The sequence below is a fragment of the Rhodococcus sp. JVH1 genome (assembly GCF_000280725.2).
GTDB classification, from domain to species: Bacteria; Actinomycetota; Actinomycetes; order Mycobacteriales; family Mycobacteriaceae; genus Rhodococcus_F; species Rhodococcus_F jostii_A.
This window is the reverse complement of record NZ_CP166289.1, coordinates 3,147,211-3,169,002: the sequence shown is the minus strand read 5'-3', so window position 1 is coordinate 3,169,002 and position 21,792 is coordinate 3,147,211. Positions and strand designations below refer to the sequence as shown.

19 protein-coding genes and 1 riboswitch are annotated in these 21,792 nt (G+C 68.9%); of the genes, 8 read left to right on the top strand and 11 right to left on the bottom strand.

What is annotated here, in order from left to right:
• Positions 1 to 3: 3 nt before the first annotated feature.
• Positions 4 to 1,320, bottom strand: a complete 1,317-nt coding sequence (locus JVH1_RS14425; RefSeq protein WP_009477448.1) for a M1 family metallopeptidase — start codon at positions 1,318 to 1,320, stop codon at positions 4 to 6.
• Positions 1,317 to 5,207, bottom strand: a complete 3,891-nt coding sequence (locus JVH1_RS14420; RefSeq protein ID WP_009477449.1) for a Pls/PosA family non-ribosomal peptide synthetase — start codon at positions 5,205 to 5,207, stop codon at positions 1,317 to 1,319. Before JVH1_RS14420 ends, JVH1_RS14425 begins: the two co-directional genes overlap by 4 nt.
• A 220-nt stretch (positions 5,208 to 5,427) precedes the next feature.
• On the opposite strand from JVH1_RS14420, the gene JVH1_RS14415 reads away from it, so the two are divergent.
• Positions 5,428 to 6,129 (top strand): YciI family protein, encoded by a 702-nt coding sequence (locus tag JVH1_RS14415; protein ID WP_009477451.1) that lies wholly within the window; start codon positions 5,428 to 5,430, stop codon positions 6,127 to 6,129.
• Entirely contained in the window at positions 6,129 to 7,364 is a 1,236-nt protein-coding gene (locus JVH1_RS14410) for an RNA polymerase sigma factor (RefSeq protein WP_009477452.1), read from the top strand. Before JVH1_RS14415 ends, JVH1_RS14410 begins: the two co-directional genes overlap by 1 nt.
• Here JVH1_RS14410 and JVH1_RS14405 read toward each other — a convergent pair.
• The 4 genes from JVH1_RS14405 to JVH1_RS14390 are packed head-to-tail and all read right to left on the bottom strand — an operon-like array spanning position 7,361 to position 11,514.
• Entirely contained in the window at positions 7,361 to 8,386 is a 1,026-nt protein-coding gene (locus JVH1_RS14405; protein WP_009477453.1) for an agmatine/peptidylarginine deiminase, read from the bottom strand. The genes JVH1_RS14410 and JVH1_RS14405 overlap by 4 nt on opposite strands.
• Positions 8,383 to 9,381: a nitrilase-related carbon-nitrogen hydrolase gene (locus JVH1_RS14400; protein WP_009477454.1), complete on the bottom strand. Its 999-nt coding sequence runs from the start codon at positions 9,379 to 9,381 to the stop codon at positions 8,383 to 8,385. Before JVH1_RS14400 ends, JVH1_RS14405 begins: the two co-directional genes overlap by 4 nt.
• A 2-nt stretch (positions 9,382 to 9,383) precedes the next feature.
• The gene (locus tag JVH1_RS14395; RefSeq protein WP_009477455.1) at positions 9,384 to 10,004 is read right to left on the bottom strand and encodes a TetR/AcrR family transcriptional regulator; all 621 of its coding nucleotides are present in this window, start codon (positions 10,002 to 10,004) and stop codon (positions 9,384 to 9,386) included.
• A gap of 28 nt (positions 10,005 to 10,032) precedes the next feature.
• A complete protein-coding gene (locus JVH1_RS14390) occupies positions 10,033 to 11,514 on the bottom strand; it encodes a cytosine permease (protein ID WP_009477456.1) in 1,482 nt (493 codons plus the stop codon).
• A gap of 296 nt (positions 11,515 to 11,810) precedes the next feature.
• Between JVH1_RS14390 and JVH1_RS14385 the strand changes: the two genes are divergently transcribed.
• From JVH1_RS14385 to JVH1_RS14370, 4 genes are all read left to right on the top strand, one after another.
• Positions 11,811 to 13,058: an MCE family protein gene (locus JVH1_RS14385; RefSeq protein ID WP_009477459.1), complete on the top strand. Its 1,248-nt coding sequence runs from the start codon at positions 11,811 to 11,813 to the stop codon at positions 13,056 to 13,058.
• 79 nt (positions 13,059 to 13,137) lie between these two features.
• A riboswitch (SAM riboswitch) is annotated at positions 13,138 to 13,252 on the top strand.
• A 51-nt stretch (positions 13,253 to 13,303) separates the two neighbouring features.
• Positions 13,304 to 14,599: an aminotransferase class V-fold PLP-dependent enzyme gene (locus tag JVH1_RS14380; protein ID WP_043780731.1), complete on the top strand. Its 1,296-nt coding sequence runs from the start codon at positions 13,304 to 13,306 to the stop codon at positions 14,597 to 14,599.
• Positions 14,600 to 14,603: 4 nt separating this feature from the next.
• The gene (locus tag JVH1_RS14375; RefSeq protein ID WP_371112984.1) at positions 14,604 to 14,696 is read left to right on the top strand and encodes a putative leader peptide; all 93 of its coding nucleotides are present in this window, start codon (positions 14,604 to 14,606) and stop codon (positions 14,694 to 14,696) included.
• A 49-nt stretch (positions 14,697 to 14,745) separates the two neighbouring features.
• Positions 14,746 to 15,372, top strand: a complete 627-nt coding sequence (locus JVH1_RS14370; protein WP_009477461.1) for a hypothetical protein — start codon at positions 14,746 to 14,748, stop codon at positions 15,370 to 15,372.
• 5 nt (positions 15,373 to 15,377) lie between these two features.
• Here JVH1_RS14370 and JVH1_RS14365 read toward each other — a convergent pair whose 3' ends face one another.
• From JVH1_RS14365 to JVH1_RS14355, 3 genes are all read right to left on the bottom strand, one after another.
• Positions 15,378 to 15,887 (bottom strand): flavin reductase family protein, encoded by a 510-nt coding sequence (locus JVH1_RS14365; protein ID WP_337460725.1) that lies wholly within the window; start codon positions 15,885 to 15,887, stop codon positions 15,378 to 15,380.
• 179 nt (positions 15,888 to 16,066) lie between these two features.
• Complete coding sequence (locus JVH1_RS14360; protein WP_005244991.1) at positions 16,067 to 16,540, bottom strand: YbaK/EbsC family protein; 474 nt, start codon at positions 16,538 to 16,540, stop codon at positions 16,067 to 16,069.
• Positions 16,541 to 16,574: 34 nt separating this feature from the next.
• Positions 16,575 to 17,666 (bottom strand): membrane protein, encoded by a 1,092-nt coding sequence (locus tag JVH1_RS14355; RefSeq protein WP_009477464.1) that lies wholly within the window; start codon positions 17,664 to 17,666, stop codon positions 16,575 to 16,577.
• Between JVH1_RS14355 and JVH1_RS14350 the strand changes: the two genes are divergently transcribed.
• Entirely contained in the window at positions 17,659 to 18,369 is a 711-nt protein-coding gene (locus tag JVH1_RS14350) for a TetR/AcrR family transcriptional regulator (protein ID WP_051033752.1), read from the top strand. The two genes, JVH1_RS14355 and JVH1_RS14350, sit on opposite strands and share 8 nt — an antisense overlap.
• 2 nt (positions 18,370 to 18,371) lie before the next feature.
• On the opposite strand, the gene JVH1_RS14345 is transcribed toward JVH1_RS14350, so the two are convergent.
• Positions 18,372 to 19,439, bottom strand: a complete 1,068-nt coding sequence (locus tag JVH1_RS14345; RefSeq protein WP_009477466.1) for an alpha/beta fold hydrolase — start codon at positions 19,437 to 19,439, stop codon at positions 18,372 to 18,374.
• Positions 19,440 to 19,514: 75 nt separating this feature from the next.
• Positions 19,515 to 20,834 carry a hypothetical protein gene (locus JVH1_RS14340; RefSeq protein WP_009477467.1) on the bottom strand — a complete coding sequence of 440 codons (1,320 nt, stop codon included), beginning with the start codon at positions 20,832 to 20,834 and terminating at the stop codon, positions 19,515 to 19,517.
• A gap of 82 nt (positions 20,835 to 20,916) precedes the next feature.
• On the opposite strand from JVH1_RS14340, the gene JVH1_RS14335 reads away from it, so the two are divergent.
• A complete protein-coding gene (locus JVH1_RS14335) occupies positions 20,917 to 21,747 on the top strand; it encodes a crotonase/enoyl-CoA hydratase family protein (RefSeq protein ID WP_009477468.1) in 831 nt (276 codons plus the stop codon).
• The last annotated feature ends 45 nt before the right edge of the window (positions 21,748 to 21,792 follow it).

Here is a 21,792-nt window from a genome sequence, read left to right as displayed (position 1 = left end):
AGCTCACATCGGCGGCAGAGTCTTCTCGCCGAGCCAGGAATCCCACAGCAGGCGCAGCGGCTCGTCGGTGTAGTGGGTGGCCAGGTCGGTGAATTGCTCGCTCGTGACGGTGGAGTGGCGATGGGCCAGCGTCCACTGCCGCAGCAGCCCGAAGAATTTGTCGTCGCCGAGCCGGCGTCGCAACGCGTGGAGTGTCAGCGCGCCGCGCTTGTAGACGCGGTCGTCGAACATCAGCTGCGGTCCCGGATCGGCGATCACCAGGTCCTGCGGTTTGCGGGCCAGGCCCTGATGCGCCTGCTGCGCGAGCTGGTGCGCCGAAGGCCCGCCGGAGTTCTCCGACCAGATCCACTCCGCGTAACAGGCGAAACCTTCGTGCAGCCAGATGTCCCGCCACTGGCCGAGTGTCAGACTGTTGCCGAACCACTGGTGGGCGAGTTCGTGCGCCACCAGACGTTCGTATCCGCGCCGGCCCGTGCAATGGTTGGCACCGAAAATCGACAGTCCCTGAGCCTCGAGCGGGATCTCCAGCTCGTCGTCCGTCACGACCACCGTGTAGTCGGCGAAGGGGTACGGGCCGAACAGTCGGGAGAACACGTCCATCATCTGAGGCTGCCGGCCGAAGTCCACGTCGAACGTCGAACGCAGCCGCGGTGGGTGGACGGCGAACATGGGGACACCGCCGGAACCGAGGCTTCGGCGTTCGTACGGCCCGATCTGGATGGTGGCCAGATAACTCGCCATCGGCTCGGTCTGCTCGTACACCCACGTCGTCTGGCTGGCCCGCGTCTGCCTGCTCACCAGCGCACCGTTGGCCACCGTGTAGTACGGCGAATCGGTCGTGATCGCGATGCGATAACTGGCCTTCGAACTCGGGTGGTCGTCGCACGGGAACCAGGACGCCGCCCCGTTGGGCTGGCTGGCAACCAGCGCGCCCTCGGACAGCTCCTCCCAGCCGACCTCACCCCACACACTGCGGATCGGTTTCGGCGAACCCCCGTACTGGACGGTGAGCACGAGGGCGCCGCCCGCGGGGATCGCCTGCGCGGGCGTGACGATCAGCTTGCCGTTCCGATGCAACCACTTCGTGTTGCGGGAACCGTTGGTGGCGACCTTCGTGACGTGCAGATTGGACGCCAGATCCAGGGCGAACCGGGAGCGGGCCTCGGTGGTGACCGCGGTGATCGTGGCCTTGCCTGCCAGCCGGTTGCTGTGCACCTTGTAGGTGAGGTCGAGTTCGTACCGGGACACCCGGTATCCGCGGTTTCCGTTCTGGGGGAGATACGGGTCGACCGGCTCGTCGATCCCCTTGTCAGCCTTCACGTGGCCGCCCAGGGGGCGATCGGATTTCCCTGCCACCGCGTGGACGGCGGCACGGTGTCGCCGCGCATGACGAGCGAGGCCGGGCCGACCGTGGCGCCTTCGCCGATCCGGGCGGCGGGCAGCGCGACACAGTGCGGGCCGAGGGTGGCGCCGGCTCCGAGGATGACGGTGTCCATGGACATGATCCGATCATGGAACAGGTGAGTCTGCACGACACACCCCCGTTCCACGGTCGCGCCGTCGCCCAGCGTCACGAGATCCGCCTCGGGCAGCCAATAGGTTTCACACCACACACCCTTGCCGATGGTGGCTCCGAGGCCCCGCAACCAGACGTTGAGGACGGCGGTGCCCGTCGCGGCACGGGCGAACCAGGGTGCGGCGACCGTTTCCACGAAGGCGTCCGACACCTCGTTCCGCCACACGAACGAACTCCACAACGGGTGCTCGATCTTCCCGATCCGGCCGACCACCAGCCACTTCGCGATCACGGAGATCAACCCCGCGACCGCACCCGCGACGAGGAGGACGACGCCGCTGGCCAGTGCCGCGAGCCAGAAGCCGATGTGGTGAGCCATCGCCTGCAGCGCGAACAGCACGCCGAGGCCGATTCCGAACGTCACCGTCACCGGGATGAGGCGGCACGTCTCCACGACCGCGCGGGCCACCTTGAGCCGGACCGGGGGACGGAACGTGCGGGAGGCGTCGGTGTCGCCGGGCGCCCTGCGGAGGCGGACCGGGGGACTGCCCAGCCAGGACGAACCGGACTTCGCCTTCGACGGCGTGGCCGACAGCACCGCGACGAGACCGTTCTTGGGCACGCGCCGACCCGGACCGGTCATCCCGGAGTTGCCGAGGAAGGCGCGCTTGCCGACCTTCGCGTGTTCGATGTGCATCCACCCGCCGCCGAGTTCGTAACTCGCGATCATCGTGTCGTCGGCGAGGAATGCGCCGTCCGCCACGGTGGTGAACTTCGGCAGCATGAGCACGGTCGACGCTTCCACGTTCTTGCCGATCCGGGCGCCGAGCAACCGCAGCCATCCCGGCGTCAGGAGGCTCGCGTACAGCGGAAACAGGAACGTGCGGGCGGAGTCCATGAGGCGTTCGGTGGCCCACACCTGCCAGCCGATGCGACTGCGGACCGGGTGGTACCCCTCACGCAACCCGATCGACAGCAGCCGGACGGACACGACCGTGAGGACCGCGAACACGGCGAGGCTGACGAGGGTCGCGGCGGGAAGGATCACCAGCGACTGGAGTACGGCGGACCCGATCGTGCCTGCGTCGCGGATCCACCACCCGATGACCACGATGCCGGCGACGAGGGCGAAGATCGGCAGTCCGGCGATGAGCATCGACGTCACGCCGAACGCGGGAACCCAGTAGGCCGCGCGGCGCGGGGTCTCCTCGGGCCACGGGTGGACGGCCTTGCCGACCTTGACCGCCGGTGAGCCGGCCCAGTGCTGATTGGCCTTGACGCGTCCGAAGACGGCGGAACCGGCCTCGACCTCGGCGTTGCGCCCGATGGTGGCGCCGGGAACCAGCGTGGACCGGGCGCCCACCGACGCACCCGGACCGATCTTGATGACACCGATGTGGACGACGTCGCCGTCCACCCAGTGTCCGGACAGGTCGACCTCGGGTTCGATGGAGCATCCGTCGCCGAGCTCGAGCATGCCGGTGACCGGTGGGAGCGTGTGCAGGTCGACGCCCTTGCCGACCTTCGCGCCGAGCGCCCGCGCGTAGTAGAGCATCCACGGCGCGCCCGACAGGTTCGCGGCACCGCTGGCCTCGGTCAGACGCAGCGCCACCCACAGCCGCAGGTGTTCGCTGCCGCCTCGGGGATACGTTCCCGGCTCGAGTCCGCGCAGCAGGATCCGCGAACCGATCACCGAGATCGCCATCCGGCCGACCGGGCTGATGAACGCGAAGAACGCGAGCAGAATCCACCACCACGACACCGTGGGCGCCCACGGCACTGTCGTGAACCAGGAGAAGACGTTGTTCGCGATGGCCAGCCACGTGACCCACTGCAGGCCCGTGAGCGTCGTCAGGGGAACGGTCGCCGCGATCTGCGCGAGCTGGCTCCGACGCGGAGTCGGCGTGACGAGGCGGGGTTCGGCGGCGTCGATCGGCGCCAGCTCGTCGAGGTATTCCGCGAGCGAACCGAGCCGCGGGTGGTCGTAGAGTTGCGCGACCGTCACCTCGGGGAACCGTTCGCGCAGCGCCGTGACCAGCTGGGCCGCCGAGAGCGATCCACCGCCGAGCTCGAAGAAGTCGTCGTCGGGGCCCGTGATCTCGGCACCGAGAATCGCCGTCCACAGCCCCGCGACCCAGGCCTGCGTGCCCTCGAGACCCAGTTTCTCCGCGGCGTCGTCGACACCCGGCGGAGGCCAGGGCAGGGCGTTCCGGTCGACCTTGCCGGACGTGCGGGTGGGCAGTTCGTCGACCAGCACCAGCCGGGGAACCAGCGCCGCCGGGAGTTGCTCGGTGAGCGCGGTGTGCGCCGCCTTGAGGTCGAAGTCGGGGTTGGTGCTGGCCAGATAGCCGACGAGGACCTGGTGACCGGCACCGGTCCTGCGGACGGCCGCCGCCGCGCCGCCGACGCCGGGAAGGTTCTGCAGGGCGTTGTCGACCTCGCCCAGTTCGATCCGCCTGCCACCGAGTTTCACCTGATCGTCCGCGCGACCCTGGAACAGAAGTCCGCGGCGGTCGAGGCGGACGAGGTCGCCACTGCGGTACGCGCGATCCCAGCCGAGTGTCGGCATCGGTGCGTACTTCTCGGCGTCCTTCTGCGGGTCGAGGTACCGGGCCAGACCGACACCGCCGATGACCAGTTCGCCCACCTCGCCCTCGGGGACGGGTTCACCGGTTGCGTCGACCACTGCGAGGTCCCAGCCGTCCAGCGGGAGGCCGATACTGACCGGACTCTTGCCGTCCATCAGGGCGCCGCACGCCACGACTGTCGCCTCGGTGGGCCCGTACGTGTTCCATACCTCGCGTCCGTCGACGGCGAGTCGCTCCGCCAGTTCGGGCGGGCAGGCCTCGCCGCCGAAGATCAGCAGGCGCACGGCCTCGAGGGCCTCGGCAGGCCACAGCGACGCGAGCGTCGGCACCGTCGAGACGATGCTGACGTCGCGCGCGACGAGCCACGGGCCGAGGTCCATGCCGCTGCGCACCAGGGACCGGGGCGCGGGCACGAGGCAGGCGCCGTGACGCCACGCGAGCCACATCTCCTCGCAGGACGCGTCGAACGCGACCGACAGTCCGGCCAGCACCCGATCGCCGGGCCGGATCGGGTCTTCCTGCAGGAATATCCGGGCTTCGGCATCCACGAACGCCGCCGCGTTGCGATGGTTCACCGCGACCCCCTTGGGGGTGCCGGTGGAACCGGAGGTGAAGATGATCCAGGCGTCGTCGTCGACGGTCGGCGGACGGGCGCTCGGCGACTCGGCCCTGTCGGGGGCGGTGCCCGCGGTGATCCCGGTGCCGGTCATCACGCACCGGACCTGCGCCTCACCGAACACGAGTTCGGCGCGTTCCTCGGGGTCGTCCGCGTCGACCGGCACGTAGGCGGCGCCGACGGCGAGCGTCGCCAGGATCGCGACGTAGAGCGAGCAGGATCCGGACGGCATTCGGATTCCGACGCGATCGCCGGCCCCGACTCCCGATTCGGACAGGACCTCCGCGGTCTGCCGGATCTCCTCGAGCAGTTCCTGGTAGGTGAGCGACGTCGAGCCGTCGTCGATCGCCGGGGCTTCGGGGTTCGCCTCGGCCGTCGCGAACAGGATGTCGACGAGTGTGCGCGGCGCCGGTGCGAATTCACGGCGGAGGAATTCCCGGGGTATACGGAGCGACAGGTCCGAATCCGTCGGCGACTGGAGAGACAATCCAGAATTCCTTCTCTGAGCGGGTGGTGGTGCGTACGGCTCGTTATCTCACGATCAGGTGGCCAGATGGTGAACAGTTGGTGGTCGGTAGGGCTTCTTCGACCATTCTTCACCCGCAGTTGCCGGTTCTCTCACCTCACATGTCGAAGTTTCCCCCGCTACTTCGTCGTCTGGTCAGAAGGAGCACCCGAGTTCCTTCTTTTCGAGGAAGGATGACCTCATGTACTACCTGGCATTGCTGGCGGACGAGAAGAACGCCACCGAATGGCCACCGGACAGTCCGGAGTTCGCGGTGGCCGTTGCGCGCCACCAGGCGTTCACGGAGAGAGCGGGCTCCGCGATCGTCGGAGGTGGTGCCTTGTATCCGAGCGCGGAGGCGGCGACCATCCGGAACGACGGCGGCCGCGCGCTGATCACGGACGGTCCGTTCGCGGAGACCGCGGAGGTGATCGGTGGTTTCTACGTCCTCGAGGGACCGAACCTGGACGAGGTGCTGAATGTGGCGCGGCACATCCCCGAGGCGATCATCGAGTTGTGGCCGATGTTCGAGTGGATGCCCGTGACCGATCAGACAGGCTGCTGGATGGCGCTGCTCCGCGAACCGGTGGCGGCGGCGGTGGCGCCGGGCACACCCCAGTGGGACGAGGGAATGGCCGAGCACGAGAAGTTCGGTCGCCTCGCCGGGTCCGCGGTGCGTGGCGGCGGGGCCCTCTATCCGCCGGACTCCGCGACGACGATCCGCGTTCGCGACGGGGAACTCCTTCTCACCGACGGGCCCTTCGCCGAGACAGCCGAGGTCGCGAACGGCCTGTACGTGCTCGCAGCCGAGGACCGGGAGAGTGCGATCGCGTTGTCGGCGAAGATCCCGGTGACGCCGAAGGGCTGCATCGAGCTCCGGCAGATCGTCGCCTACGCCGAGTAATGGACGGCGACACACTGAGCCGCGTCTTCCGGGAGGAGTCCGGTCGGGCGCTGGCGACCGTGGCACGGATGGTCGGCGACCTGTCCCTCGCGGAAGATGCGGTGCAGGAGGCGTTCGCCGAGGCGATCCGCAGCTGGCCGGAGGCGGGACTGCCCGAGAACCCGGGAGCCTGGATCACGACCGTCGCCCGCAACCGGGCACTGGACCGGTTGCGACGGGAATCGTTGCGCGGCGACAAGGAGCACGATGCGGCGCGGCTCGTTCCACCTCCGGACGAGGAAGAGGTGTGGCCGGTGCGTGACGACCAGTTGCGGCTCATGTTCACGTGCTGCCATCCCGCGCTGTCCCCGGAGTCGCAGGTCGCGTTGACTCTCCGCCTGGTGGCCGGGCTGAGGCCGGCGGAGATCGCCCGGTTGTTCCTTGCCCCGGAACCGACCGTGTCCCAACGGCTCAGCCGCGCGAAGTCGAAGATCCGGACCGCCGGTATCCCGTTCCGGGTCCCGCCCGACCATCTGCTGCCCGAGCGGACCCCGCAGGTACTCGCGTGCATCTATCTGGTGTTCACCGAGGGCTATTCGGCCACGTCGGGCGACACGGCGATCTGCGACGAACTCTGCGAGGAGGCGCTGCGGCTCGGCCGGTTGCTGTGCGAGCTGATGCCGGACGAGGGTGAGGCGTGGGCGCTGATGGCGCTCATGCTGTTTCACGACAGCAGACGCGCTCAGCGAACGGACGGCGTGGGCGATCTCATCCCCCTCGAGGAGCAGGACCGGCGGCGCTGGGACCGGGCGAAGATCGAGGAAGGCGTCGTGTGCCTGCGGGCCGCACGGCGCAGGGGAGGCGGTCCGTACAGCGCGCAGGCCACGATCGCGGCCGCCCACGCGACGGCGCCGGACTGGGCGGCCACCGACTGGAACGCCGTCGTCGCCGGTTACGACGAACTCGGCACGTACGGTGACTCGCCCGCCGCTCGGCTCAATCGCGCTGTCGCAGTGAGCTTCCGGGACGGCCCCGACGCCGGCCTCGCCGAGTTGGACGCACTCGCCGGGGAGCCGAGGCTGGCGCGGACGCACACCGTGCACGCGACCCGCGCCGACCTGCTGCGCCGAGCGGGCAGGCCCGCCGAGGCGAGCGCGGAGTACCGCGCCGCGATCGGTCTGGCGGCGAACGAACCGACCCGGCGATTCCTGGCGAGGCGGCTCGCGGAAGTGGACAGCGAGAACAGTGCCCGCTAGATCCGCCCGCGAGGCTGGTGCTGGGTGATGCAGTGGATGCCGCCGCCCCGCGCGAAGATCTGCCGGGCATCGACCGTGACGACACGGCGACCGGGGTAGACGCTCGACAGGATGTCGCGGGCGAGGGCATCGTGAGGGTCGTCGAAGCCGCACGCAATGACGCCGCCGTTGACGACGAGATGATTGATGTAGCTGTAGTCGACCCAGCCCTCCTCGTCACGCAGGACAGTCGGGGCAGGTACCTCGACGATCCGCCACGGTGCACCGGAACGGTCACGGCTGTCGGACAGTACTTTCAGGATCTCGGCGGACACCTCGTGGTCGGGGTGGGATCGGTCGCGCTGGGAGTGCACGAGGGCCACCCCGGGTGCGGGCAGCGCCGCGACGATGTCGACGTGCCCCTTGGTGCCGAACTTCTCGGAATCCCGCGTGAGGCCGCGGGGGAGCCAGACCACGTGCTCGGCGCCGATCGTGCGCGCGAGTTCCGTCTCGACTCCCGCCGCGTCCAGGCCGGGGTTGCGCAGCGGGTCGAGTTGCACGGTCTCGGTGACGAGCACGGTTCCGCGACCGTCGACCTGGATCCCGCCGCCCTCGTTGACCATCGACGACGGGACCGGCTGCGCACCGGACCACCGGGTGACGGCCCCGCCGATCGACCGGTCGCGATCCCAGGTGGCCCACTCCTGTTGCCCCCAGCCGTTGAACGTCCAGTCGACGGCACCGAGGCGGTCGTCCTCGTCGAGGACGAACGTGGGCCCGATGTCGCGCATCCAGGCGTCGTCGAGGGGAGCCTCGACCACGTCGACGTCCGCGGACAGGTACTGCCGGGCGACGTCCCGGTCCGCCGGATCGACCACCATCGTGACCGGTTCGAATTCGACGATCGCGTGGGCGACGGCCGTCCACGCGGTCCGCGCCTCGTGCGCGTCGTCCTCGGTCGCGGTCATCGAGGCCCCGAGGGGCGGGAACGCCATCCACACCCGTTCCTGCGGTTCGGTCTCACTGGGCATACGCCAGGTCACGACCGGGCCTCCGCGGCCGATACCGTCGTCGGAAGTCCGTAGGGGTGCGCGTGGTCCACGGGATCCGTCAGCCGGGTGTACGTGTCCGGCCTGCGGGTGGTCAGGAACGGGAAGAGATCGAGCCAGTCCTTCCGCTGATCGAGGTCGAGATCGGCCACCAGGACCGCCTCCTCGTCGCGGGGAGCCGACACGAGCACGCGGCCGTACGGGTCGGAGATGAACGAGGAACCGTAGAAGTCGATGCCGCCCTCGTTGCCGCAGCGGTTCGGGACCACCATGAATGTGCCGCTGGTGATGCCGTTTCCGACGATCACGTGCTGCCAGATCGGCTGGGTGTCGAAGGACGGGACGCTCGGCTCCGACCCGATCGCGGTGGGGTAGACGAGGATCTCGGCGCCGCCGAGCGAATACATCCGCGCGACTTCGGGGAACCACTCGTCCCAGCACGTCGGCAAACCGATGGCCGCACCGTCCAGTTCGGCCGGGCGGTGGACGGGGTAGGCGTCGTCGGCGGGACCGCCGCGGAAGTAGGTGTCCTCGTAATAGCCGGCGCTGACGGGGATGTGCAGCTTGCGGGTCCGGGAGAGCAGTTCACCGGACGGGGCGACGAGGATGGCCGTGTTGAAGCCGAGACCGTCCGGGCCGTCGGCTCGTTCGTAGAGGGAAGCGTGGACGCAGACCCCGTGCCGGGCAGCGGCGGCGGCCGCGAAACTGTACGTGGGGCCGGTCGTGAGGTCCTCGGAGTCGCGGCCGGGGGTCCCGGTCGCGCGGGTGTCGGCGGGGTACTTCGACAACGTGAGTTCCGGCAGGAACACCACCGCGGCGCCGAGTGCGGCGGCCTCGCCGATCGCGTCGGTCAACGCGGTGCGCAGTGCGTTCGCGTCCGGTCGCCAGCGGTGCTGCACCAGCCCGGCCCGCAGCGGTGTGCGGGCGGATTCGGTGAAGCGCGCCGGTGAGGACGGTGCGGGCAGTGCGGTGATCGTGCGAATGGTCATCGTTATTCCTTCGGTGTGGGTGTGACGGGAGTGTCGGCAGTGTGGTGGGTGGGCTCGGACATCACGACGTCGATCGCGCCGAGCAGATGGGAGCGGGCGTCCTCGGTGGAGATCTCCTTGCAGAGCCACCGCCCGGACAGGCCCTCGACGAGGGCGGTCATCGTGACCGCGGTGGGCTGGGGGTCGAGCGAGCGGGAGATCTCGCCGGTGGCCTGCGCCTGCACGATCGCGTCGGCGATCTCCGACACCCACGCCGCGGTGGTCCGCGCGAGGGGATCCCGCAGCGCCTCCTCGTACACGGCGGAGGCGCGTAACTCGTTCCAGGCCAACGAGTTCTCCACGACCTCGGGACGGTCCTGGATCTCCCCGAGGAGGGAGCGGGTGAGGCGGTCGCGAGCGGAGTCGCCGGATCCCTCACCCTCGCTGCGGTACGCGCGGGCACGGTCGTTGATGTAGTTCAGGGCGGCCTCGAGGAGGCCGATGCGATCCTTGAAGTGGTAGTACAGCAGTCCCGGCGACACACCCGCGACCTCCGCGACATCGTTGACGCGAAGCCCGCGGATACCTCGTTGGGCAATGGCCGTCGCGCTGGCCTTCAGAATCGCATCGCGTCGCTCGCTCATCGGTGAATCTCCTTCGGTTCGTGCCGTCCTAGGGCCTCGGCGCCTCGACCGGGGCCACGTGTTCGGGCCACAGTCGCAGCGCGACGAGGTAGCCGGCCACGGCGATGGCCGACGATCCGACAAGACTGACATCGACACCGTGCGCGATGTCGGCAAGGGGCCCGGAGTACAGCGACGTGTCGACGGCGAGGACGCCGAACACGGATCCGGCCGCCCACGGGATGACGGCGCGCAGGTTCCAGCCCCGGGTGAACCAGTAGCGTCCACCCTTGCGGCCCAGGTTGAAGGCCTGGAGGTCGACCGCGTCGTACTGCCCTCGCCGCGCAACCAGGAAGCCGGCGACGTTGATCGCCACCCACGGCGCGGCGAAACCGTTGAGCACCAAGGTCATTGCGGTGATCGAATCGGCGGCGTCGACGACGAACACGCCGATGTAGAGCAGGGCCACCGCGAGCGCCGACGTGATCAGCGTGGTGTGGACGCGGCGCAACCGGGGGATCAGCGCTTCCAGGTCGAGGCCGCTGGCGTAGACGTTGAGGACGCCCTGGCCGAGTCCTCCTGCGAGGGCGACGAGGACGATCGGCAGCACGTACCAACCGGGCGCCTCGGCCACCAGGTCGGCAACGTAGGAGTCGCTCAGCGTGGTGAACGTCGACGCGGTGAACGATCCGAAAGCCGCGGTCAGGAACAGCCCGAAGAAGATGCCTGCCATGGTGGCCGCGACGATCGCACGGTCGCTGAACCGCACCCGGGAGATCCGCCTGCTGTAGTCGCCGAGCGTCGGGGCGTACGACAGCGGACCGCCGACGGCGAGGACCACGGCCAGAATCCAGGTGGGCCAGAACCCGCCGAGGAGATAGTCGCCGCTGCCCGCTCCGCCGTCGAAGCGACCCCCGAACGCGAACACACCGAGCAGGAGCAGCGCGGCGACGACGGGCAGCACGAACTTCTGGAGCGCGACCACCGTGCCGTGGCCGAACAGCGCGACGGCCACGATCTCGGCGGCGATGATGCCGTAGCCGAGGGCGAGCATGCCGTTGTCGACCGGTGTGCCGAGCAGGCGGTGGGCGGCGGCGATCAGCGCGTCACCCGAGGTCCAGACCGCGATCGCGGCGTACGCGAGGGCGAAGAGCAGGGTGAGCCCCGAGCCGATCATCCGTCCGCTCACTCCGAAGTGCGCACCACTCGACACGGTGTTGTTCGTGCCGGTGCGCGGGCCCAGAAGTGACAGAGGGGCGATGAGGAGCGTGCCGAGTCCGATGCCGACCGCGCTGGCCGCGACCGCACTGCCGAACCCGAGTCCGAACGTGATCGGGAGCCAGCCGAACACGATCACCGAGAACGCCAGATTGCCGCCGAAGAACACGGCGAGCATGTTGAGCGGTCGCGAATCGCGTTCCGCTTCGGGGATGTACTCCACGCCGATCGTCTCGACGTGTCCGAAGCGGTCCTCCGGCGGGGAGGGAGCGGTGTCGTCGACGGGCGTCGTCGGATCGAGATTCGTGGACACTGCGGACCTCACATTCTGGGGCGGAGGTGACAGTCATCACGTCCTGTTGGGAAACGAACGTATTCCAAACTGAAAATTCAGTCAAGGCCGGGGAGTGACGTGTGCCACCGAGGGCGGTGCGGAGTTTGCGCTGCTACGGCGACCGGACTAGATATATGTGTGACTTCTCGTCTCATGTATCCCTCTGTCATCGGAGTGCCTGTGCCTGTCGCCACCATCACCAGTCGTCTCGCGAACCGGTGCCGGCTCCCCGAAGTGGGGACGACGTTCGGTCGACGCGACATCGAGGGTGGACGGTGAGGTCGCCGCTCGTCCGGTGGCAGCTGATCGGCTTCGTTCTCGTGGCCCTCATGGGCCTCGTCTACGTGGGTGCCAACTACGTGCGCCTGGGCAATCTCCTCGGGTTCGGCGAATACACCGTGAACCTCGAATTGGAGACGTCGGGCGGCATCTTCACCAATGCGGAAGTCACGTACCGCGGCGTGCCGGTCGGCCGCGTCGGGGACTTGTCCCTGACCCCGGACGGCGTCGTCGTCGAACTGCGGATCGACACGAGCGCGCCCGACATTCCCGCGTCTGCGAAAGCCGTCGTGGCCAACAGGTCGGCGATCGGCGAGCAGTACGTCGACCTTCGGCCCGCCGCCGATCGCGGGCCCTTCCTCGCGGACGGATCCCGTATCGCCGTCGCCGACACGTCGACGCCGGTACCCGTCGAAGAATTGCTGGCCAGCACACAGGGATTGACGGAATCCGTGCCGATCGACGCGCTCCACACCGTCGTGACGGAACTCGGCGCGGCGTTCGACGGCAAGGGCGAAGACCTTCAGTCGCTCGCGGACTCGTTGTCGGGGCTGTCGGCGTCGGGCGCGGAATCGCTCGACCGGACGTTGGCTCTGGTGCGCGACGGTCGCACCGTGCTGGACACGCAGTCCGAACAGTCCTCGGCGATCAAGGATTTCAGTGCCGACCTGGACTCGCTCGCGGATCGGCTGCGCAGCAGCGACCCGGACGTCCGGCGGCTGATCGACAACGGAAATCCGGCGAGCGATCAAGTGGGACAACTCGTCTCGGAGGCCGGACCCGGTGCCACGACGAACCTCACCAACCTGTCCGCCACGGCGAAGACGATCGCGGTGCAGGCCACGGCTCTGCAGACCCTGTTCGTGTACCTGCCGGGGGTGGCGGCGGCGTCGTCGACCATTGCGCCCGACGACGGAACCGTGCACCTGGGCCTGGTGGCCGAGACAAACAATCCGCCGTCGTGCACCGTCGGCTACGAGGGCACCCAGGCGATCCTCCAGGAGATGAGGCGGAACGACCCGAACTTCGACGACACGCAGCAGGACTTCCCGCAGAACACCGCCGCGTCCTGCGAAGCCCCACAGGGCAGTCTCACCGGCGTCCGCAGTGCGAACCGGATCGTGTTCGGCGACCCCGCCACAATTCAGCCGTGGGACTCCACGCCCAAGAAGGACCCGAACAAGCTGGACCTCAACCCGATTGCGAATCAGCTCGCCCCGCTCCTCGGGGTGACCCCCAACTGACGCGAGTTCCGCGGCCCGGATCCCGGCCCTCCCGGTTCCGGGTTGACAACTGCGCGTCGATCCTGCAATCTTCGAAACAGGTCACGAGTACCAGCGTCAAGCCCCGGCTAGCTGGTCGGCAACCCTCCACCGCGGCGGGGTGCTCCGGGTGACGACCAGGCTGAGGTCCATACCGGACCCGGCAAGCGCGGACTCCGAGAGGGCACCGACCCTGCGACGAGTCCCTGACTACGAGGGATGTCGTGATGACTGCTGTACTGACCGCTGACGTGTGTGTTGCCCCCCTAGCCCAGGTTTCGGGCTCCGACCTGCGGGTTCCGCTCGTTCAGGGCGGCGACTGTGCCTACGTCAACTTCGACTACGCCGCCAGTGCGCCGGCGTTGGCACAGGTGACCGACCGGATCGGGGCACTGCTCCCGACGTACTCCAGCGTGCACCGCGGCGCCGGCTACGCGTCGCGGGTCTCGACCGAGTGCTACGAGAAGGCCCGCGACTCGGTCGCCCGATTCGTCGGAGCGAGTGAGGACCAGGTGGTGGTCTTCACCCGGAACACGACCGACTCGCTGAATCTGCTCGCCGGCTGCGTCCCCGGCAGCACCGTGGTCCTCGACATCGAGCACCACGCGAACCTGCTGCCGTGGAAGAACTCCCGCGTCGTGAGGGCGGCGGACACGCTGGAGGAGACTATCCGCCTGCTCGTCGCCGAACTGTGCTCCAAGCCCACCGCCCTGCTCGCGGTGACGGGTGCATCCAACGTGACCGGCGAGGTTCTGCCGATCGCCACCCTCGCCGAGGTGGCGCATCGTTGCGGCGCACGGATTCTCGTCGACGCCGCTCAGCTCGCGCCGCACCGGCGCATCGACGTCGAGGAGTGGGGCGTCGACTACCTCGCGTTCTCCGGGCACAAGCTGTATGCCCCCTTCGGTGCCGGTGTGCTGGTGGGCCGCCGGGACTGGCTGGACGCCGCCGAGCCCTATCTCGCAGGCGGCGGGGCAGTCCGGAACGTGACCGTCGAATCGACCCAGTGGGCGCCCGCCCCTGCCCGGCACGAGGCGGGAACCCCCAACGTGCTCGGCGCGGCGGCGCTCGCCGCCGCGTGCGATGCACTGTCCGAGCTGGACTTCGGCACGGTGGCCGCACACGAGGCCGCGCTCACCGGCCGGCTCCTCGACGGCCTCGGCTCCGTCGACGGCCTGGAATTCCTGCGGCTGTGGTCGGACGCCCCCGACACCGTGGGGATCGTGACGTTCACGATCGACGGGTTCGAGCCGGGAGAGATCGCCGCCTACCTCTCCGCCGAACACGGAATCGGAGTTCGCGACGGGCGGTTCTGCGCCCACCCGCTGCTGGGGCGCCTCGGCAGGCCCGACGGCGCCGTGCGGGTGAGTGTGGGTCTCGGAAGCTGCTCAGAGGACGTGGATCGGCTGGTCGACGCGGTGCGCACCCTGGTGGCGGGCCGCCGGAGCTGGACCTACGCCAAGGAGAGCGGCCAGTGGAATCCGGTGCCGGAGACGCGTTTTTCGCGGGACGCGCTAGTATGACGGCATGGCATCGCGGGCTGGGAGCACAATGATTGCTCACTGGTGCCGTCGGCATGTCGATCTGTGCCGAACCGCCTCGGGTATGTGTTCGAGCTGACCGTTCTTCCAGCTCTGTTTCATTCACACGTCATTCCCGAGGAACCCCTATGTCTCGAGACAATGCCTTCGTATCCCGTCCCCTTCGCATCGCCGTCGAACTGACCGGCTCCGGCCACCACCCGGCGGCCGAGGGTGCCACCGGTACGCGGCCGATCAACGGCGCGGACTACTGGGTGGACCTGACCGCCGACTCGACGGATCAGCTCGACCTCACGTCGTTCCCGCCGAACGTCGTCCGGATCCGGGCGTCCGATCTGCGTGAGGCGCAGCAGGAACGCGCGCGGATCCGCGCCGAACTCGTCGCCGACGGTCGCGACCCCGACAGCGTCACCGTCCTGGTGGACCTCGAGGTGCTCATCGCCGGAGAGGCCCGCGCCGCCCGCAAGGAGCTGGCCCTCCTCGACAGCGCCCTGGAGGCGCCGCGTGCTCCGGTGTCGTTGCAGTACATCGGAACTCCGGTCGGCCTCGCCGGGCTCATCGCAGACATCCAGGCGGCCGGCGTCGCCGACGGTGTGACCGTGCTGCCGCTGTCGCTGCCCAGAGTTCTGGAGCAGCTCGTCGACGGCACCCTTCCGTGGCTGGAGGAGCGAGGTCTCGTCACCTCCGCCGACGCCGTCGACGAAGCGCTGCGCCGCTTCGACCTCCCGCTCCGCGAGCGGGTACTGGCATCCTGACCAGGTCAGTTGCCGTCGTTCGCTGAACCGAGAGGAGTGGGCCGGTAATACCGGCCCTCGTGATACAGCAGGGGAGCCGAAGCGGAGTCGTCGTCTGCCTCGGCATGGACGCGGGTGACGAGGCCGATGACGAGCGTGTGATCGCCGACGGGGATCAGCTGGTCCACAATGACCCGCAACCAGCTGGGAGTTCCGTGGAGGACCGGTTCGCCGGTGTCGAGTCGCGCCCAGAGCGACTCGTCGGCGAACCGCTGGTCGGCGCTTCGGGAGAATCGCTGAGCCAGGTGCTGCTGGTGCTCCCCGAGGAGGTGGATCACCAGCGAATCCGCGGAATGAAGTGCATCGATACTGGACGACGTGTTCGCGATGTTGAACGACACCAACGGTGGGTCCAGCGAGACCGAGGAGAACGAGGACGCGGTGAAGCCGACCGGGCCGGACCCCGAATCGAGGGTCACGATGGTGACGCCCGCCGGGTGACGGCGCAGGGCTGCGCGGTAATCCTCGGCGCCGATTCCGGGCGCGAGGTGAGGGTCGCGGGGGAGGTCCGAACCATCGACGGTTTCGGCGTTCTCGGCTCTGTCGGACAAATCATTCTCCGGGTCGGCCCGTGTGGGCACTGTGTCATTCTCGTTCACGTCACTCTCGTTCACGAGATCTGACGTCAACTATAGGGGCGTGAACCGCCCGGGATTCAGTCGACGTCGATCGCCAGGCCCGCGGTGATCCGCACCAACTCGGAGAACGATGTGCGGAAGACCGTGTCCGGGTGCCCGGCGGCCGCCCACAGTTCCGCGTACTCCGACAGGGCGTTGTCGACGTACGTCGGAAGGTTCGTGGGATGTCCGAGCGGAGCGATACCCCCGATCGGCTGTCCGGTCGCGATCCGCACCATGTCGAGGGGCGCCCGGGTCAGATTTCCCTGCAGTCGTTTGCCCGTGTTCGCCAGATCCACCTCGTGCGCGCCCGACACGAGGAGCAGGATCGGATCGTCGTCCAGGAGGAAGACCAGCGACTTGGTGATGGCCCCGATATCGACCCCCAGAGACTCCGCCGCCTCGGCCGCGGAGTGGGTGGAGTCGGGCTGGGTCACGATCACCCCATGGTGTCCTCGCGCGATCAGAGTCTCGGCGACATGCGCGGCGTGGGGGTGCAGGGGCGTCGGCATGAACCAAGAGTAGGTCCATTCCTCCGGCACGACATCAAGAAGCGTCGTCCGACACGACATCGGAACGGGGCGTAGTCGATTCCGGCTTCCGGAGGCGCCGGGCGGTGAACCCGAACAGCAGTCCGAGCCCGACCGCGGAGTAGAGCGCGAGGGCGAGCGCGGGCTGCCCCAGCCCCACGTCGTCGAAGTACACGATGCTGCGAATTCCCTCGGTGCCGGCGCCAGGGGTGATCCAGCGTCCGATGGCCGCGTAGAAGGCGGGGATCACGTTCGAACCGAACGCACCGCCGGCGCTGGGATTGCCGAGAATGACGAAGACGGCGATCGCGAGGGGGACGGCGAGGATGCCGACCGAGGCGCGCAACCCCAGCGTGAACACGGCGGTGCCGAAGACGACACCTGTTCCGAGGAGCCACAGCGGGAACCAGTGGCCTGCGAATGTGCCGAGCACGTGAGTGGTGATCAGGGCGCCGAGGGCGCCGGACAGCACGGCGTAGCCGAACAGGACAGCCGCGTGCACGGACGCCTGACGGAGGCTTCGCGGGGCGCCGACGAACAGGCCGATCGCCGCCGCGAGCAGGTAGCCGCCGACAACCCACCCGACCGCCAGATAGAAGCCGGACAGTCCGCGGTTGTCGTGCGCACCGACCGGAATTTCGTCGCGGACGGTGAACTGGCGACCCTGGCTGTTCTCCGCCTCGGCGAAGACCGATTCGAGCGCGCTGGAGATGGAACTGCCGCCCGCACTCGCCGTGATCAGGGTGTCGGGGCCGACGGGGTTCATGACGAACGCACCCTGGATCTCGCGGTCGTGGAGGAGCCGCCGGGCTTCCGCGGTGTCCGAGACGACACGGGCGCGCAGCGGCCTGCCGTCGATCGCATCGAGCCGGTCGGCGACCTGCTGGTCCGTGCCTGCGGGCAGTCCCTCCCCCGCGACGACACCGATCTCGATGTCGCGGGGCGTGGGCTGATGGAACGCGGCCACGTAGCTGAGGATGAAGCCGAGCTGGAGGAGGAGAACGCCGAAGACCAGCGCGACCATCACCTTGGGTGCGCCGTACTTCGACACCGGACTGTCGTGGTGCACGGGAGCCGGGGTGGGGGGTTCGCTGTCGGTCATGGTCATCGGACGTCCTCGATCCTTGTCGATACCGTGGGTATTGAATACCCTAAGTATCGTGACTGAAGATCGTCAACCGGACAGTCGTCACACCGAATGGGCGCCCACGACGCGTCCCGGACGTGACGTCGTGCGTCAGCGCCTCCTCGACGCCGCGGCGGAGGAATTCGCCGAGCGCGGCTTCAGCGCGGCCAGGCTCGCCGAGGTGGCACGCCGGGCCGGATTCACCAAGGGGGCGGTCTACTCGAACTTCGAGTCGAAGCAGGACCTGTTCGCCGAACTCTTCGCCGCGCGCTCACTCGAACTGGCGGGACGGGTCCTCGCCGAGATCGCCGGCATGAACCCCTCGGACGCCGCGGGCAAAGGCGGCGAGGCGATCGCGTCGTGGATGGTGCGCGAGCCGGGATGGTCGCTGCTGGTTCTCGAATTCGGCGTGCTCGCGGCACGTGACCCGCAGATCGCGCAGGCCTACCTGCGGGAGCGGCGGCAACTGCGGGGAAAGCTCGTCGAACTGATCGGTGAACGCGCGCAGGAATGGGGGGTCGACGACACGTTCGACGTCCGCACCACGGCCATCTCGCTGATGGCCCTCATCTCCGGTCTCGTGCTCGAGCACTCCGTAGACCCCGAGGAAGTGGATCAATCGACGATGGGCGCCGCAGTCACCGCCCTGTTCGCGGGTGCCGTCGCGAGGGCCGGGCTGACCTGATCTCAGGCGGTGTGCGCGACGACCCCGTCGAGGAAGCCGTCGATGTGCGCCCACGTGGAGTCCCTCGCCTTCGGGCCCGCGACGAGTCCCAGGTGGCTGCCCGGCGCGGACTCGAACCGCACCGACGGAGAACCGGTGAACACGTCCGTCGCCGCCCGGACCGACGGGATCGGGGCGATGACGTCCTCGGTGCCGCCGATCGCGAGAACCGGCACCGCGAGATCGGCCAGCGCGATCGCGCCGTTCCGGGTCTCGAAACTTCCCGCGGCGAGCGCGTTCCCGAGGATCAGCTGGGTGCAGACCTGGCGGAAGAACCGTGCGGGATAACCCGGCATGTCGGCCATGAACCGGTCGATGGACTCCATGCGCGCGAGGGTCTCGGTGTCGTGCAGGTTCCGGGCGATGAACCACGGCTTGGTGAGCTCGCGCTGAAGCGCGGTGAAGCGGTAGCTCGCCTGGACCAGCGGGGCAGGCAGCCCGCCCATCGCCTGAGTCGCGGTGGTAAGGGGGCGATCGCCGGTGAACCGGCCGACCATCCGCAGCGGCGCGATCATGGTCACCGACTCGTAATCGATCGGCGTGCCGATCGCCGTCACGGAACCGATCGGCAGATAGTTCCGGCACGCAGCCGTGAGCAGCGACATCGTTCCCCCGAGGCTCCAGCCGATGAGGTCGACGGGTGCACCGTCGTGGAGTCGGGACACACGCTCGACCGCCGCCGGGATGAAGTCGTCTATCCAGTCCTCGAACCCGAGGCCGCGGTCGGAGTAGCCCATGGTGCCGTAGTCGACGAGATACGCCGCCTTGCCCGAACCGGCCAGGTGCGCGGCCAGGCTCTGGCCCGGCCGGAGGTCGAAGCAGTGTGCGGGCGCCGCGAGCGGGGGGACGAGTAGGACGGGCCGGCCGCCGTCGGTCTCGGTGGCGTCGAACCGGTAGAGGTCCTGATGGGGCGCCTCGTGGATGCGCGTCGACGGGGTTCGCTGGACCGGCGCGATTCCGCCGCCGAAGGACAGTCGCCAGGCGTTGCGGGTCAGCGTGTTCAGCGTCGGGTTCCAGGCGATGTCGAGCACGGATTTCCTCTCGTGGCGGCGCAGATCGTTGAGATATCTGTGACTTCAATATACAGGTAATCTCGCGGTCGCCCGTCAGCGGGAGGCGAGCAGAACCCGCAACACCGTCGCCGGCCGGAGCAGCGCCCCCGGACGGTCCAGAAGATGCGTCACCCGGAGGAACGCCGACCCCACGGCCGGGTCGACGGACGCCGCCCGATCGAGCCGTGACGTGTACGCATTGACCAACCGGACCCGCGCCGACCGCCGACCGGGCACGGCCGGGATCCGCAGGTCGTTGTCGACGGTAAGCGTCCACGCGGCATCGATACACCGGTTCGCCCCACGGAGGAACCGGCGACCGAGATGCGTCCGCCCCGACCGCAGGCAGTCCCGCAGGATCGTCGCCTCCACCGCGGCCACGCTCATGCCCTGGCCGTAGATCGGGTTGAACGAGCAGATGGCGTCCGCGAACGGTAGATAGTTCGACGGCAGATCGTCCGCGGAATAGTGCCGCCGGACGGTCGTCGGGATCCGGTACTGCACTCCGGCGTCCACCGGCTCGGCCGTGCGCAGTGCGTCGTACATGTCGGGGGCGGGAAACGACTTCACGAAGTCGAGGAAACCGTCCGGATCCAGTGGCGGCACGTCGTCCCCGTACCCGGCGAGAGTGACGATCCAGGTGCCGTCCTCCTGCACGCCCATGAATCCGCTGCGCGGACTCGACGGTCCCGGCGCCATCCCGATGCCGGAATCCCCGTCCAGATGCGGCGGGTCGAGCCGGAAGTGCCTCGTCGCGTAGCTGACGTCCACGGCCAGCTGCGTCTCGGCCGGCGGCGCGAACCCCAGCTCGCCGAGCCGGGCGACAGTCTGCGAACTGCGGCCGGACGAGTCCACGACGAGATCGGTCTCGACGACCTCCGGTGGGACGCCGCCCCGGTGCTGCATGGTCACGCCGGTCACCCGGCCGCCGTCGACGGTGACACCCGTGACGTCGGAACGGTCCCGTATCCGCACGTTCGGCAGGGCCTCGACCCGGCTGCGCATCTGCCACTCCACGAGCGGCCTGCTCGCGAGAATGCCGGGGACGCCACTGATCTCGCGCGCCATCCGATGCCCGTCGACGATCCACCGGATGTCGCCAAGTGCGTCGCCCGCGGTGGCGCCGAGGGCCAGGAGCTCGGACACGAACCCCGGCAGGAGGTCCTCCATCGCGGCCTGCCCGCCTGCGAGAAGCGCGTGCACGTGCCGGGCCTGCGGCACGCACCTGCGCGGGACGGCCGTGTCGGGCAGGATGTCGCGGTCGAGGACGACGACGCTCCGGAACGAGCCGGCGAGAGCCGCCGCGGCAAGCAGTCCCCCCATTCCGGCGCCGACGACTACGGCGTTGCCGGCCGGGGTCGTCCGGTGCGTCATGGCGGCTGTCCGTTCACAAGACGGTGCAGAGACCTCCAGGGTATTTCGCCTGACCTCGGAGAGCGGTGGTTACTCTGGAGTAATGACCGAACAGAAGACCTGGAATGCGTTCTCCGTCGAGCGCAAGGATCACGTCGCGCAGGTGACGCTCATCGGACCCGGAAAGGGCAACGCGATGGGCCCGGATTTCTGGAGCGAGCTTCCCGAGATCTTCGGGGAACTCGACACCGATCCGGACGTGCGGGCCGTGGTGATCGCCGGCTCCGGCAAGAACTTCTCCTTCGGTCTCGACCTGCCCGCCATGAGCGGCAGCTTCGGGTCCGTCCTCGCCGACAAGGCGCAGGCCGGCCCGCGTACCACGTTCCACGACATGATCAAGCGGATGCAGTCCGGCATCAACGCGGTCGCCGACTGCCGCAAGCCGGTAGTCGCGGCCGTCCAGGGCTGGTGCATCGGCGGCGGCGTCGACCTGATCTCCGCGTGCGACATCCGCTACGCCAGCACCGACGCGAAGTTCAGCATCCGTGAGGTGAAGGTCGCGATCGTCGCCGACATGGGCAGCTTCGCCAGGCTGCCCGCCATCATCGGCGACGGCCACCTGCGGGAACTCGCGCTCACCGGCAAGGACATCGACTCCGGGCGCGCCGAGAAGATCGGTCTCGTCAACGACGTCTTCGCGGACGCCGACGCCGTCCTCGCCGCCGCGCACGCGACCGCGGCCGAGATCGCGGCGAACCCGCCGCTCGTCGTGCACGGCATCAAGGACGTCCTCGACCACTCCCGCGCGGCCGCCGTCGACGACAGTCTCCGCTACGTCGCCGCGTGGAACGCCGCGTTCCTGCCGTCGCAGGACCTGACCGAGGCGATCACCGCCGTCTTCGAGAAGCGCGCCCCCGAATTCACGGGCGAATAATCGGTCCGCCGACGCGGCCGCACCTCCGGGACGGGGTGCGGCTGT

Coding starts and splice junctions, on each gene's coding strand:
- JVH1_RS14395 (WP_009477455.1), bottom strand. CDS start 10,004: ATGAGCGAGCGACGCGATGCGATTCTGAAGGCCAGCGCGACGGCCATT.
- JVH1_RS14355 (WP_009477464.1), bottom strand. CDS start 17,666: ATGACCATGACCGACAGCGAACCCCCCACCCCGGCTCCCGTGCACCAC.
- JVH1_RS14400 (WP_009477454.1), bottom strand. CDS start 9,381: ATGACCATTCGCACGATCACCGCACTGCCCGCACCGTCCTCACCGGCG.
- JVH1_RS14375 (WP_371112984.1), top strand. CDS start 14,604: ATGGCATCGCGGGCTGGGAGCACAATGATTGCTCACTGGTGCCGTCGG.
- JVH1_RS14415 (WP_009477451.1), top strand. CDS start 5,428: ATGTACTACCTGGCATTGCTGGCGGACGAGAAGAACGCCACCGAATGG.
- JVH1_RS14360 (WP_005244991.1), bottom strand. CDS start 16,540: ATGCCGACGCCCCTGCACCCCCACGCCGCGCATGTCGCCGAGACTCTG.
- JVH1_RS14340 (WP_009477467.1), bottom strand. CDS start 20,834: ATGACGCACCGGACGACCCCGGCCGGCAACGCCGTAGTCGTCGGCGCC.
- JVH1_RS14335 (WP_009477468.1), top strand. CDS start 20,917: ATGACCGAACAGAAGACCTGGAATGCGTTCTCCGTCGAGCGCAAGGAT.
- JVH1_RS14350 (WP_051033752.1), top strand. CDS start 17,659: ATGGTCATCGGACGTCCTCGATCCTTGTCGATACCGTGGGTATTGAAT.
- JVH1_RS14410 (WP_009477452.1), top strand. CDS start 6,129: ATGGACGGCGACACACTGAGCCGCGTCTTCCGGGAGGAGTCCGGTCGG.
- JVH1_RS14380 (WP_043780731.1), top strand. CDS start 13,304: ATGACTGCTGTACTGACCGCTGACGTGTGTGTTGCCCCCCTAGCCCAG.
- JVH1_RS14370 (WP_009477461.1), top strand. CDS start 14,746: ATGTCTCGAGACAATGCCTTCGTATCCCGTCCCCTTCGCATCGCCGTC.